The 12,516-nt window shown below is 61.0% G+C and carries 13 protein-coding genes and 2 pseudogenes; 3 read left to right on the top strand and 12 right to left on the bottom strand.

Going from position 1 to position 12,516, the window contains the following annotated elements; genetic code table 11:
* The first annotated feature begins 150 nt into the window (after nucleotides 1–150).
* On the top strand, nucleotides 151–534 hold the full coding sequence (locus JZY08_RS02170) for an ACT domain-containing protein (protein ID WP_035241701.1): 384 nt from the start codon (nucleotides 151–153) through the stop codon (nucleotides 532–534).
* A gap of 49 nt (nucleotides 535–583) precedes the next feature.
* Here JZY08_RS02170 and JZY08_RS02175 read toward each other — a convergent pair whose 3' ends face one another.
* Together JZY08_RS02175 and JZY08_RS02180 are read right to left on the bottom strand one after the other, a co-directional pair.
* On the bottom strand, nucleotides 584–892 hold the full coding sequence (locus tag JZY08_RS02175; RefSeq protein WP_137037199.1) for a putative quinol monooxygenase: 309 nt from the start codon (nucleotides 890–892) through the stop codon (nucleotides 584–586).
* Between the two features lie 5 nt (nucleotides 893–897).
* Entirely contained in the window at nucleotides 898–1,692 is a 795-nt protein-coding gene (locus JZY08_RS02180) for a helix-turn-helix domain-containing protein (RefSeq protein WP_216330839.1), read from the bottom strand.
* Nucleotides 1,693–1,798: 106 nt separating this feature from the next.
* Here JZY08_RS02180 and JZY08_RS02185 point away from each other — a divergent pair, with 106 nt between their 5' ends.
* Nucleotides 1,799–2,161, top strand: coding sequence for a nuclear transport factor 2 family protein (locus tag JZY08_RS02185; RefSeq protein ID WP_216330841.1), 363 nt, complete (start codon nucleotides 1,799–1,801; stop codon nucleotides 2,159–2,161).
* 42 nt (nucleotides 2,162–2,203) lie between these two features.
* Here the strand turns inward: JZY08_RS02185 and dxs are convergent, their stop codons facing one another.
* The 8 genes and pseudogenes from dxs to JZY08_RS02225 form a co-directional block, all read right to left on the bottom strand.
* Nucleotides 2,204–4,123, bottom strand: coding sequence for a 1-deoxy-D-xylulose-5-phosphate synthase (gene dxs, locus JZY08_RS02190; protein WP_216330843.1), 1,920 nt, complete (start codon nucleotides 4,121–4,123; stop codon nucleotides 2,204–2,206).
* Between the two features lie 99 nt (nucleotides 4,124–4,222).
* Nucleotides 4,223–5,145: pseudogene (locus tag JZY08_RS02195) on the bottom strand (pirin family protein).
* A 299-nt stretch (nucleotides 5,146–5,444) separates the two neighbouring features.
* Nucleotides 5,445–5,699, bottom strand: coding sequence for an exodeoxyribonuclease VII small subunit (locus tag JZY08_RS02200; RefSeq protein WP_003503059.1), 255 nt, complete (start codon nucleotides 5,697–5,699; stop codon nucleotides 5,445–5,447).
* 16 nt (nucleotides 5,700–5,715) lie between these two features.
* Nucleotides 5,716–5,868 (bottom strand): annotated as a pseudogene (locus JZY08_RS02205) (exodeoxyribonuclease VII small subunit); the annotation flags it as partial.
* Between the two features lie 2 nt (nucleotides 5,869–5,870).
* Nucleotides 5,871–6,806 carry a histone deacetylase family protein gene (locus JZY08_RS02210; protein WP_216330845.1) on the bottom strand — a complete coding sequence of 312 codons (936 nt, stop codon included), beginning with the start codon at nucleotides 6,804–6,806 and terminating at the stop codon, nucleotides 5,871–5,873.
* A gap of 25 nt (nucleotides 6,807–6,831) precedes the next feature.
* Complete coding sequence (locus JZY08_RS02215) at nucleotides 6,832–7,395, bottom strand: biotin transporter BioY (RefSeq protein WP_216330847.1); 564 nt, start codon at nucleotides 7,393–7,395, stop codon at nucleotides 6,832–6,834.
* A gap of 31 nt (nucleotides 7,396–7,426) precedes the next feature.
* The gene (locus tag JZY08_RS02220) at nucleotides 7,427–8,032 is read right to left on the bottom strand and encodes an energy-coupling factor transporter transmembrane protein EcfT (protein ID WP_216330850.1); all 606 of its coding nucleotides are present in this window, start codon (nucleotides 8,030–8,032) and stop codon (nucleotides 7,427–7,429) included.
* On the bottom strand, nucleotides 8,029–8,709 hold the full coding sequence (locus JZY08_RS02225) for an energy-coupling factor ABC transporter ATP-binding protein (RefSeq protein WP_216330852.1): 681 nt from the start codon (nucleotides 8,707–8,709) through the stop codon (nucleotides 8,029–8,031). The genes JZY08_RS02220 and JZY08_RS02225 overlap by 4 nt, the downstream gene beginning before the upstream one ends.
* Before the next feature lie 115 nt (nucleotides 8,710–8,824).
* On the opposite strand from JZY08_RS02225, the gene JZY08_RS02230 reads away from it, so the two are divergent.
* A complete protein-coding gene (locus JZY08_RS02230) occupies nucleotides 8,825–10,021 on the top strand; it encodes a winged helix-turn-helix domain-containing protein (RefSeq protein ID WP_216330854.1) in 1,197 nt (398 codons plus the stop codon).
* Between the two features lie 271 nt (nucleotides 10,022–10,292).
* Here the strand turns inward: JZY08_RS02230 and ribB are convergent, their stop codons facing one another.
* Nucleotides 10,293–11,393: a 3,4-dihydroxy-2-butanone-4-phosphate synthase gene (gene ribB, locus JZY08_RS02235; protein ID WP_003494212.1), complete on the bottom strand. Its 1,101-nt coding sequence runs from the start codon at nucleotides 11,391–11,393 to the stop codon at nucleotides 10,293–10,295.
* 12 nt (nucleotides 11,394–11,405) lie between these two features.
* A complete protein-coding gene (gene aroC / locus JZY08_RS02240; RefSeq protein ID WP_035241711.1) occupies nucleotides 11,406–12,503 on the bottom strand; it encodes a chorismate synthase in 1,098 nt (365 codons plus the stop codon).
* Nucleotides 12,504–12,516 lie beyond the last annotated feature (13 nt).

Below are 12,516 nucleotides of genomic sequence, written 5' to 3' on the forward strand. Positions count from 1 at the left end.
GGCTGTCAGTATCGTTGCACAGAAAAAGGGGGCCGGTGCGGCCCCTTTTTATTGCTCGGCTTTCGGGTCAAATAGGCGGGCGCTCGACCCTTCGCATCAGCAGATGATAAGTTAAGCCCGCCGCAGTTTTTCGAGAAAGGCGATTTCCAGATGGCAGCTCGCGTTAAGTTACGGCTTTTGGATGGTGAATATGGGGTGGCGCGGCTTCACGCGTCTGAAGCCATTCCGGCCTGGGCCGATGGCGGCGGGTTCGTCAGCATCAGCCGCACCGATGACGAACTTTCCATCGTCTGCCGGAAAGACCGCATCCCGCAGGATGTTCACTTTGATGCCGGCTGGTCGTGCTTTAAGTTTCAGGGGCCATTTGCCTTTGATGAAACGGGCATCGTCCTCTCCGTCATCGAGCCCTTATCCACCAATGATATAGGAATATTTGTGGTTTCGACTTTCGATGGCGACCACCTGCTTTTGAAAACGAGCGATCTCAAAAAAGCGTCCGGTCTGCTGGCAAACGCGGGACATTCGCTCACCTGAGGATCCATTTAGCATGACGATTTTCTGACGGTAGGCGTTTTGAAGGGTCTCACGCGGAATGATCGGCCCGCATTGGATGCCAGATGGAGATATCCCGTGGCGCATCCAGAAGCTCTGGCAATGCATCGTGCCATGCCTGCCGATAGGGGCGGTGAATCTGAACGTCGATGACGTCCTGATGGTCGCTCCAGGTTTCGTGCAGCAGGAAGCGGTTCTCGTTTTCACCGTCGCGATGCAGGGTCGCGTTCAAGAACGTCTTTTCGTGCCGCATGGCGTCGAGAAGCGCATTCAGCAATTCGAGAAAGCGCTCGCGCTGGCCGGGACGGACCTGAAAGCCGATAAGATAGGTGGTGTGCACGGGTCTTACTCCTTGGTGTCTTGCATCAGGGCGGTGCGGGTTGCCGCGTCGGCCGGGTAGAAACATTCCAGCACCAGCTCGGACAGCGTAACGTCCGTCGCCGTTCCGAAAACCGTGGTGGTCGAGATGAAGCTCAATATGCCGCCCGAAGACGGATCACGGAGCTGGAGCGGTATGGCCAGAGGGTCGGCCCCGGCCGCATGGGGCGATACCTTTGGTGCGGGGTAGGCCGCAAGCTCCGCATGCAATCGAGAAAGCACCTCGTCTCCCGTCTCTTCGACCTGACGGCGTAGGCGTTCCAGCAGGTGATGACGCCATTCGGCAAGGTTGGCGATGCGCGAACTCAGGCCCTGCGGATGCAGGCTCAGCCTCAGTGCGTTGAGCGGTGGGCGAAGCAGCTCTTCGGAAACGCCGGCCAGAAGCGACGTAATCGCCCCATTGGCGAGAACGACGTTCCAGTGCCGGTCAACGGCAAGGGCGGGGAAGGGCATATGTCCGTGCACCACGGTTTCAACCGCCTGCCGGGCCGCCGCCATATCGGGCGCATCCATCGGCCGTTCGGAATGAACAGGCGCATAACCCGCCGCCAGCATCAACCGGTTGGCGGCGCGGGCGGGCATGGAAAGCTGTTCCGCCAGTTTCACGAGCATCTCGCGGCTGGGGGATGATCGCCCGCTTTCCACGAAACTCAGATGGCGCGCAGATATATCCGCTTCCATCGCCAGATCGAGCTGGCTTAACCTGCGGCGCGCACGCCATTCCTTCAGCACCTGGCCAACATGTTCTCGATGATATTTCATGCCCGCAACCTAGCAGAAGAGAGCGGCAATGCGATTACCTCTGAGGTAATTGTTCCGCTTCCCGACCGCCGGCATGTTTGGGCCGTCAACCAGAAGGAGCGCAATCATGACGCAACATCTCGCAATCGCCGAAACCTATCTCGCTGCCTGGAACGAGGAGGACAATGAACGCCGCAGGCATCTCGTCGGTCAGGCATGGGCAGAAAACACGCGCTATGTCGATCCGCTGATGCAGGGCGAGGGGCAGCAGGGGATTGCCACGATGATCGAGGCGGCGCGGCAGAAATTTCCGGGATATCGTTTCGTGCTCACAGGCACTCCGGATGGTCACGGCAACTTCACCCGTTTTTCATGGCGTCTCATTTCGCCAGACGGAGACGATGTCGCTGGCGGAACCGATGTCGTCAGCCTGAATGCCGAGGGGCGGATCGAAAACGTTGTCGGTTTTCTCGACGTCGCTGCATCCTGAGAAAGAGGCGGGATCGTCCCGCCTCCTGTCCCGGCAATCGTGTCAGCCGGCGAAACCGACGCCGGCCTGACGCTGGCCGAGCGCATTGAACACGGTGGAAACGATGCCGGCCCGGTCGAGGCCGGCATTGGCATACATGGTCTCAGGCTTTGCCTGCTCCACCCACTGGTCGGGCAGGGTCAGCGTCCGGACCTTCGGGCCATGGTCAAGCAGGCCGGCGCTCGCCATGAAATGCAGCACATGTGCGCCGAAGCCGCCGACGGAACCTTCTTCGATGGTCACCAGCACCTCATGATGGCTGGCCAGCTGGCGGATGAGATCGAGATCGAGCGGCTTGGCGAAGCGCGCGTCGGCAACCGTGGTCGAAAGTCCGGCGGCATCGAGATCTTCGGCAGCCGCCAGGCATTCCGCAAGCCGCGTGCCGAAAGACAGCAGCGCAACCTTGGCGCCTTCCTTGATGATGCGACCCTTGCCTATCTCAAGAATCTCACCGCGCGCGGGCATCTCGACGCCTACACCTTCACCGCGCGGGTAACGGAAGGAAATCGGGCCTTCGTCATAGGCCGCCGCCGTGCGGACCATATGTTTCAGCTCGGCCTCGTCGGCCGCCGCCATCACCACCATGCCGGGCAGGGTGGCGAGGAACGTCGTGTCGAAGGAACCGGCATGGGTCGGCCCATCCGCGCCGACAAAACCGGCGCGGTCGATGGGGAAACGCACCGGCAGGCTCTGGATCGCCACATCATGCACCAGCTGGTCGTAACCGCGTTGCAGGAAGGTGGAATAAAGCGCGCAGAACGGCTTGTAACCATCAGCCGCAAGCCCCGCCGCAAAGGTGACGGCGTGCTGTTCGGCAATGCCGACATCGAAGGTGCGGGTCGGGAAAAGCTCGGCCATCTTGTCGAGACCGGTACCATTAGGCATGGCGGCGGTGACGCCGATGATCTTGTCGTCGAGGGTCGCTTCCTGGATCAGCGCTTCGGCGAAGACGCTGGTATAGCTCGGCGCATTCGGCTTGGCTTTCGCCTGCGCGCCGGTGATGACGTCGAATTTGTTGACGCCGTGATATTTGTCGGCCGCCGCTTCCGCCGGTGCATAACCCTTGCCCTTCTGCGTCACCACATGGATGAGAACAGGGCCTTTCTGGTTGTCGCGCACATTGCGCAGCACCGGCAAGAGGTGATCGAAGGAATGACCGTCGATCGGGCCGATGTGATAAAAACCAAGCTCCTCGAACAGCGTGCCGCCGGTCACGTAACCGCGCGCATGGGTCACGGCGCGGGTAATGGCGCGGTCAATGGTCTTGCCGAGATAGGCGGTGAGTTTCTTGCCGAAATCGCGAAAGCCCATATAGGTGCGGCCGGAGGCAAGACGCGCCAGATAGGCGCTCATTGCGCCGGTCGGCGGCGCAATCGACATGTCGTTGTCGTTGAGAATGACGATCAGCCGCGCATCGAGCGCGCCGGCATTGTTGAGCGCTTCGAACGCCATGCCCGCCGACATCGAGCCGTCGCCGATCACGGCGATCACCTTGCGGTCGCTCTGATCCAGCCCCGCCGCCACCGCCATGCCGAGACCGGCGGAAATGGAGGTGGAGGAATGGCCGGCGCCGAAATCGTCATAATCGCTTTCCGCACGACGCGTGAAACCGGAAAGCCCGCCTTCCTGGCGCAGCGTGCGAATGCGGTCGCGACGGCCGGTGAGGATTTTATGCGGATAACATTGGTGTCCGACATCGAAGATCAGCCGGTCTTCGGGCGTGTTGAAGACCTTGTGAATGGCAATCGTCAATTCCACCACGCCAAGGCCGGCACCCAGATGGCCACCGGTCTTCGACACCGCGTCGATCATCTCGTCGCGCAGTTCCCGTGCCAGTTCCGGCAGGTCGCGATCGTCGATCTCCTTGAGATCGGAGGGGAAATTCACCCGGTCGAGCAGTGGGGTCTGGGGCATTCCGGTCAATCGTTCGGCCTTTTCTCGTGGTCAGCAGGGGGCGCCGGAGCGGCTTTCATGGTGAAAGCCGACGGTCCATTCCTGCATGTCGTACACTTCTATAGAATTTCAACCTTCCGGCAAAGGGACAAACTCTTCTTCATCGCCGGGAACGATATCGAAGCGTCCGGTTCTCCACTCCTGTTTGGCCTGCTCTATGCGTTCTTTTGATGACGAAACGAAGTTCCACCAGATGTAGCGACGCTGATTGAGTGCCGCCCCGCCGAAGATCATGATGTGACAGCCATTGCTGCCGGCCTGAAGCGTGATGTCGTCGCCCGGCCGGAAGACGAGCAACTGGTCGGCGGCGAAGATATCGCCCGCCACATCGAGCGAACCGGACAGAATATAGATCGCCCGCTCCTCGTGATCGGCGGAGAGGGAAATTTTACGCCCGGCTCCAGCGAAAGGTCGACATAAAGCGTATCGGTAAAGGCCGAAACCGGGGAGGTGAGGCCTTCGAATTCGCCGATCACTACCCGGCCTGTCGCGCCCTTGAGGTCGATCAGCGGCATGTCTTCCTTCGCCGTGTGGGCAAAGGCGGGGGCGATTTCTTCCATGTTGTCTGGCAAGGCAAGCCACGTCTGCAGGCCGGACATGGAAAGCGGGCGGCCGCGCAGGTTTTCCGGCGTGCGTTCCGAATGCACGATGCCCCGCCCGGCCGTCATCAGGTTGATGTCGCCGGGGCGGATGACGAGTTCGGTGCCGAGACTGTCCCGGTGCTTGATTTCGCCGTCGAACAGATAGGTAACGGTGGAAAGCCCGATATGCGGATGCGGTTTGACGTCGAGCGCCTCACCGGCCTTCAGGATCGCCGGGCCCATGCGATCGAAAAAGATGAACGGTCCCACAAGCCGCCGCTGCCGGGTCGGCAGGGCGCGGCGCACGGCAAAGCCGCCAATATCGCTGGTGCGGGGAATGATCAGGTTCTCGATGGCGTCGCACGCAAAAGCATCACCCGCGACGGGATCGTTGCCGGGAAAGAAGGACATCGCAAGCTCCTCGTATCGTCTGGCGGGAGTTTAGCATAACCGGGCGGGAGGGGAGCATCGCGATATCGAACGCAGCGTCAACGATCCCTGTTAACACGACATTGTGAGAACACCTTACGGCCGGGGAAAGTTTTCAAACCTCTCCTCCGTCATCCTCGGGCTTGTCCCGAGGATCTAAACACGTCAATAAAATCAACGCATTGCCGATCCTCGGGACCAGCCCGAGGATGACGTCGAGTGTTTGAATCGGGAGGTGGCTACCTTATCGAATCACGTCCAAACGCTCCCGCTAAACGCAGTCATTCCCCGTCGAGCGGTTCCACACCCTGCGGCTTGCCCGCACGATCGAGACGGATTTTCTCGATTCGCTTTTCGGCAGCGTTCAACAGCGTCTCGCAGTGTTTCTTCAGGGCTTCGCCGCGCTCGTAGATGGCGATTGATTCGTCCAGAGCCACGTCTCCGCGTTCCAGGCGTGCGACAATGCTTTCCAGCTCGGCGACGGCCTTTTCGAAGGAATAACCGCTGACATCGGCTGTGTTGGCATTTTCCGTCATGTTCAACCCTTCATCGTTTCTTCAGGGCTTCGCCGCGCTCGTAGATGGCGATTGATTCGTCCAGAGCCACGTCTCCGCGTTCCAGGCGTGCGACAATGCTTTCCAGCTCGGCGACGGCCTTTTCAAAGGAATAACCGCTGACATCGGCTGTGTTGGCATTTTCCGTCATGTTCAACCCTTCATCATTCTCAAAATATGCATGGCCGCCGATTCCGCCAGCCCTTCCAGATCATAACCGCCTTCAAGCAGGCTGACGACCCGGTTCGAGGCGTATTTGTCCGCCATTTCCAGAAGCCGCCCCGTCGCCCAGTCGAAATCCTCACCGACCAGATTGATCTGCGCCAGGGGATCGCGGTGGTGCGCATCGAAACCGGCGGAGATGATGATGAGATCAGGCGAAAAATCCGCAATTGCCGGCAGCACGCGCGATTTGAAGGCCTCGCGAAAATACTCGCTGCCGGTATTGGGCGAAAGCGGAGCGTTGACCACATTGTTCTTCACGCCGGTTTCATTTTTATCGCCGCTCCACGGATAGAGCGGCATCTGGTGGGTGGAACAGAACAGCACGGAGGTGTCGCTCCAGAAGATATCCTGTGTGCCGTTGCCGTGATGCACATCCCAGTCGATGATGGCGACGCGCTCTGCCCCATGCACCTTCTGCGCATGGCGGGCGGCAATTGCCGCATTGTTGAAGAGACAGAAGCCCATGGCCTTGGCGGTTTCCGCATGGTGCCCGGGCGGGCGGGCGGCGACGAAAACATTGTCGGCGGCACCCGTAAAGACGTCATCCACCGCCGCCATCGCAGCACCGATGCCGGTCAGCGCCGCCTGCAGGCTTTTCGGTGAGGCATAGGTATCCGCCTCGATGCGGTTGATCTCGCCATCCTCCTCGGGGATCTGGCGCATGACGGCAAGCAGATGCTCCTCCGGATGCGCCAGAAGCACGGCGTCCTCATTGGCCTGCGGCGCTTGCTTGCGTTCAAGGCGCTCGAAATTCGGATGTTCGAGCGCGATGTTCAGCGATCGCAGCCGATCAGGCCGCTCGGGGTGGCCTTCTGGCGTGATGTGTTCAAGGAAGATCGGATGTTCGTAAAGACGGGTCGCCATTCTTTTCCTCCCGGAGAAAGCTAGCTCAGGCGCGCTGCGGCAGAAGCGGATAACCCGCCATCACGGCGCGGCCTGCAAGAGCGGCAAGCACGGCCTTCAGCGCATCGCCGGGAATGAAGGCGAGCGAACCCATGAAAGCCTTTTCGAAACCAAGCCCGACGACCAGCGCCAGATAGGTGATGCCGAAAGCGTAAAGCACGACCACGCCGCCGATCAGGCTGGCGATGAAGAAACCGATGCCCTGCGCCAGAGCCGACTGGCCACGGTTGACGAATTTTTCCGAGAGAGTGCCGGTGACGAAAACCGCAGCGATCCAGCCGATCAGGAAGCCCGTGGTCGGCGTGGTGAAGATGGAAAGGCCGCCGCGTCCGCCTGACAGTACCGGCAGGCCGATGGCGGCAATCAGGATCGTCAGGAGAACCGCCAGTGTACCGCGTTTCGCCCCTAGCACGACACCGGCCAGCATGACGCCGAGCGACTGCGCGGTGATCGGCACCGGAATGAAACCGAGCGTGATCGGCGGCAGAAGCCCGAGTGCGATGATGATGGCGGAAAACAGCGAAATCAGCACAAGGTCGCGGGTCGTCATGGCTCGGAAACTCCGGATGGTTATCTGGCCGTCAGCTTTGGCCTCTGAAACCGCGCGCGTCAATGGCGTCGGCAATGGCATCGGCATCCTTCAACGTCATAATCACCAGCGGCACGATGATGGTGGCCATCCGCACCGGCAGGCCGCGCGCCCGGTGCGCATCGCGCACCGCATGGTAACGGTTGACGATTTCAGGCACGAACCGCACGACGAGCCCGACGGCAAGCCCGATATCGGCGGCCTTGACCAGCCCCAGCCTTTCCAGCGGTGCGGCGGCAAGCGCAATTTCGTCAATGAATTGCGAAATGCTGACGGTGATGGTGACGGCGGTGGCGAGAAGCGCCAGTGCTGTCAGCCGCAAAAGATTGACGCTGGCATCATGGGCCGGAAGCAACAGATAGCTGAAGGCGGCAACCAGGAGAATGGTCAGCATCACCGGGCGCAGCCGCAGGCCGATCTCCCGCAAGGGCAGCCGCGTCTGGCGCAAAATGGCGGCGGCCAGAACCACGGCGCATCCCAGCAAAATCAGGTCTCGGGTAAGGAACAGCGCGATGCTGAAGACCATCAGCGTCAAGAGCTTGAGGCGTGGCGAGACGCGATAGAGCCAGCCGGTGCCTTCGACATGCAGGGACTTCATCGCGATGCCACCTCCAGATAGCGCGCCACCGCCTCTTCGGGGTCGGCATCGGCAACCAGCGCACCCTCGTGGAAGACCAGCACGCGGTCGAAGCCGGCAAGCAGCGGCAGATCATGGGTGATGACAACAAGCGCCTGCGACAGGGCCGCCATCGTTTTTTCCACGATCGCGCGGTTTTTCAGGTCGAGCTGGTTGGTCGGTTCATCGAGAATGAGGACTTGCGGTTCAGTGACCAGAAGGGCCGCCAGCGCCGACAGCTGCAATTCGCCGCCGGAAAGCTCGTGCGCGCGCCGTTCGTCCAGATGAGAAATGCCGAGCCGGGCGAGCACGGCCTTCACCCGCGTTTCCGTCTCCACCTTGTTGAGGCCGAGCCGCTTCAACCCGAAGGCGACATCGTCGCGTATGATCGGCAGGATGATCTGGTTCTGCGGATTCTGGAAAATGAAGCCGACCGTCTGCAGCACCGCTTTTGCATCCTTGACGGTATCGAGACCGTTCACCGACACCTTGCCTTCGGTCGGCTTGGTGAGCCCGTTGACGAGCCGCGCAAAGGTGGTCTTGCCCGAGCCATTGAGGCCGATCACGCCGATGCGCCGTTCAGTCAATGTCAGGGACAGGGGCTGTAAAGCCTGCCTGCCCTCGAAGGCCACGCCGGCACTGTCGAAACGGATTTCCAAGACTGATGCATCCCTCTATCGCTTTCCGGTTCTATATCGTGTCATCAACAGAAGTGAAACAAAGAACAAAAAAAGAACATTGCAATCCTGAAAAAGCCGTCATACCTTCAACGCCATGACGATCAAGGTTTCGAACGAAGCGGCAAGGCGGATTTTTCTGGCGCGGCAGGGGCTTTCCTCTCCGCCCGGCAAGGCGCTTTCCAAGGATGGCCTGCTGCAGCTCATCACCGATATCGGTTTCGTGCAGGTGGACAGTATCGGCACGGTGGAGCGCGCCCATCATCAGATAATATTCTCCCGCAATCAGACCTACAGGCGCGAACATCTGACCACATTGCTGGAAAAGGACCGCGCGCTGTTCGAGCACTGGACGCACGACGCCTCCATCGTACCGACGGAATTTTATCCCTATTGGAAACACCGCTTCCGCCGCCGTGAGCCGATCATTCAGGAACGCTGGCGCAAATGGCATGGCGAGGGTTTCGATGCGGCTTTTGCCGAGACGCTGGAGCGCATTGCCGCCACGGGTCCGGTTTTGGCGCGGGAGTTGAAGGAGGAGGGGCACCAGTCCGGCGGCTGGTGGAACTGGCATCCCTCCAAGACCGCGCTCGAATATCTTTGGCACACCGGCAAGCTCGCCATATCCGGTCGCGTCAATTTCCAGAAGGTCTATGATCTGGCGGAGCGGGTCATTCCCGGCGAGCACCACGAAAGCGAAGTGGAGCACGCGCAATTCGTCGACTGGGCCTGCCGGCAGGCGCTCACCCGGCTGGGCTTTGCCACCCATGGCGAAATTGCCGCCTTTTTCGATCTCGTTACCCCGCAGGAGGCGAGGGACTGGGTCAAGAACCATCGCGACGAACTGTGCGAGGTCTCGCTTCTCGCAAGCGATGGCGGCGCTGCCCGCCCGTCCTATGCCTTTGCGGATTTCAGCGCCGATGTCTCCGATCTGCCGGAACCGTCGTCCCGCGTCCGTGTGCTGAGCCCCTTCGATCCGCTTTTGCGCGACCGCAACCGCACGGAGCGGCTGTTCGGTTTTTATTATCGCATCGAGGTCTTCGTGCCCGAGCCGAAGCGGCAATATGGCTATTACGTCTTCCCGCTTCTGGAAGGAGACCGGCTGATCGGCCGCATCGACATGAAGGCGGATCGCAAGCGCGGCACGCTGGATGTGCGCCGCCTGTGGCTGGAGCCGGGCGTGCGCGCCTCGGCTGGACGGCTGGAGAAGCTCGACGCGGAACTGGTGAGGCTGGCGAAGTTTACCGGGGTTGAGAGTGTGAATTATCTGGAGGGCTGGCGGGAGGAAAACTGAGGTCTTTCCCTCGGGTGATTGCTAGACGGGGCACGCAGACACGACGTTGCTGATCCGTGATGCCGGATTGTCGCGCGGCGTTGCGGCATATTTCTTCTCCCCGCCGGGGAGAAGGTGGCCCGAAGGGTCGGATGAGGGGGCAACGGCAAAGATATGCGGAGAACTTGCCCCCTCATCCCGCTGCCGCGGACTTCTCCCCGATGGGGAGAAGAAACGAGCGGAACCCGCTCGCCTCACGATAGCCCTGTGAAGCTAGGCAAAAGCCCCCAAATCAGCAGATATCCGTCGCCGAAATCTTGATGCCGAAACCTTCGAGGCCGACGTAATGGCGTTCACGCGTCGTCAGCAGCTTGATCGAACTGATGCCGAGGTCCTTCAGGATCTGCGCGCCGAGACCGATTTCGAGCCACTCATTTTCGCGGGAGCGGGCCTGCGCATGCGCCTCGTCCGGATCGCGTGACTTGCGCCGTCCGGCCACCTGGCCGACACCGACGGAGCCTTCGCGCAGATAGACGATGACGCCGCGGCCTTCCTCGGCGATTTTCTGCATATAGTGCCGCACCGGCTGGCGGTCGCCGAACACGTCGTCGGCGACGTTCTCAGGATGAAGGCGAACGGGAATATCGACGCCATCGCGGATATCGCCGAAAATCACCGCCATATGCTGCATGCGGTCCCAGGGCAGGGAATAGGTCTGCGCCTTGGCCGGTCCGAAAGGCGTTTCGATGGTGAAGGAAGATTCCATCTCCACCAGCGTTTCCTTGCGCTGGCGATAGGCGATGAGGTCGGCGACGGAAACCTGCTTCAGCTGGTGTTTGTCCGCAAAGGCAGTGACCTGCGGCCCGCGCGTGACGGTGCCGTCATCATTGACGAGCTCGCAGATGACGCCGATCGGTGGCAGGCCCGCCAGCTTGCAGAGATCGACGGCCGCTTCGGTATGGCCGGAGCGCATCAGAACGCCGCCTTCGCGGGCAATCAGCGGGAAGATATGGCCGGGCCGGGTAAAATCGGCGGCGCCAACATTGGGGTTGGCGAGGTTGCGCACCGTCAGCGTGCGGTCGTCGGCCGAAATTCCGGTTGTGGTACCGTGCTTGAAATCGACGCTGACGGTAAAGGCGGTCGTATGGGCGCTGTCGTTTTCGGCAACCATGGCATTGAGGTTCAGCCGCTTGGCTTCCTCACGCGGCATGGGGGCGCAGACGATGCCGGATGTGTGGCGAACGATGAAGGCCATCTTTTCCGCGGTGCAATGAACCGCCGAAATAATCAGATCGCCTTCGTTCTCCCGGTCGTCATCATCGGTCACGACAACGATCTCGCCGGCTTCGAAAGCGCGGATGGCGTCGACGACACGTTTCTGATCATATGCCATTTCTAGTCTACCTCACTTCAACCGGCCGGTCTGGCCGCGATCTCTCAAGTAATGGTCGGCAACGGTGCAGGCCACCATCGCTTCGCCGATCGGCACGGCGCGAATGCCGACGCAGGGGTCGTGGCGGCCCTTGGTGCGCACATCCACATTGTTGCCGTCCGCGTCGATCGACTGGCGCTCGGTCAGAATGGAGGAGGTGGGCTTGATGGCGAAGCGGGCGATAACAGGTTCGCCGGTCGCGATGCCACCCAGAATGCCGCCGGCATGGTTGGAGAGGAAAATCGGCCTGCCGTCATTGCCCATGCGCATCTCGTCGGCGTTTTCTTCGCCGGAAAGCTCGGCGGAGGCAAATCCCTCGCCAATTTCCACGCCCTTGACGGCGTTGATCGACATGAGGTTGGAGGCGATATCCTGATCGAGCTTGGCATAAATGGGTGCGCCGATGCCGGCCGGAACCCCTTCCGCCACCACCTCGACGACGGCGCCGATCGACGATCCCGCCTTGCGGATGCCGTCGAGATAGTCTTCCCACACGGGCACCATGGCCGCATCCGGGCAGAAGAACGGGTTCTGGTCGATCTGATCCCAGTCCCAATTGTCGCGGTTGATCCTGTGTTTGCCGATCTGCACCAGCGCGCCGCGCACATTGAGATCAGGCACCACCTTGCGGGCGATTGCGCCCGCGGCGACACGCGCCGCCGTCTCGCGCGCGGAGGAACGTCCGCCGCCGCGATAATCGCGAATGCCGTATTTCAGGTCATAGGTGAAATCGGCGTGGCCGGGGCGGAAGCGCCTTGCGATCTCGCCGTAATCCTTGGAGCGCTGGTCGGTGTTTTCGATCAGCATCGAGATCGGCGTGCCGGTCGTCACCATCGTCTCGCCGTCCTCGTCCAGCATCACGCCGGAGAGGACTTTTACAATGTCGTCCTCGCGGCGCTGGGTCACGAAGCGGCTCTGGCCGGGCTTGCGCTTGTCCATCCAGTGCTGCACCTCGGCAAGCGTGAAGCGGATGCCGGGCGGGCAGCCATCCACCACGCAGCCCAAGGCGGGCCCATGGCTTTCTCCCCAGGTGGTAACGCGGAAAAGATGACCGAAGCTGTTATGCGACATATTTTTCAAGACC

Origin of the sequence: Rhizobium sp. X9, from assembly GCF_018873185.1 — a bacterium.
In the GTDB taxonomy this organism is placed as follows: domain Bacteria; phylum Pseudomonadota; class Alphaproteobacteria; order Rhizobiales; family Rhizobiaceae; genus Agrobacterium; species Agrobacterium oryzihabitans.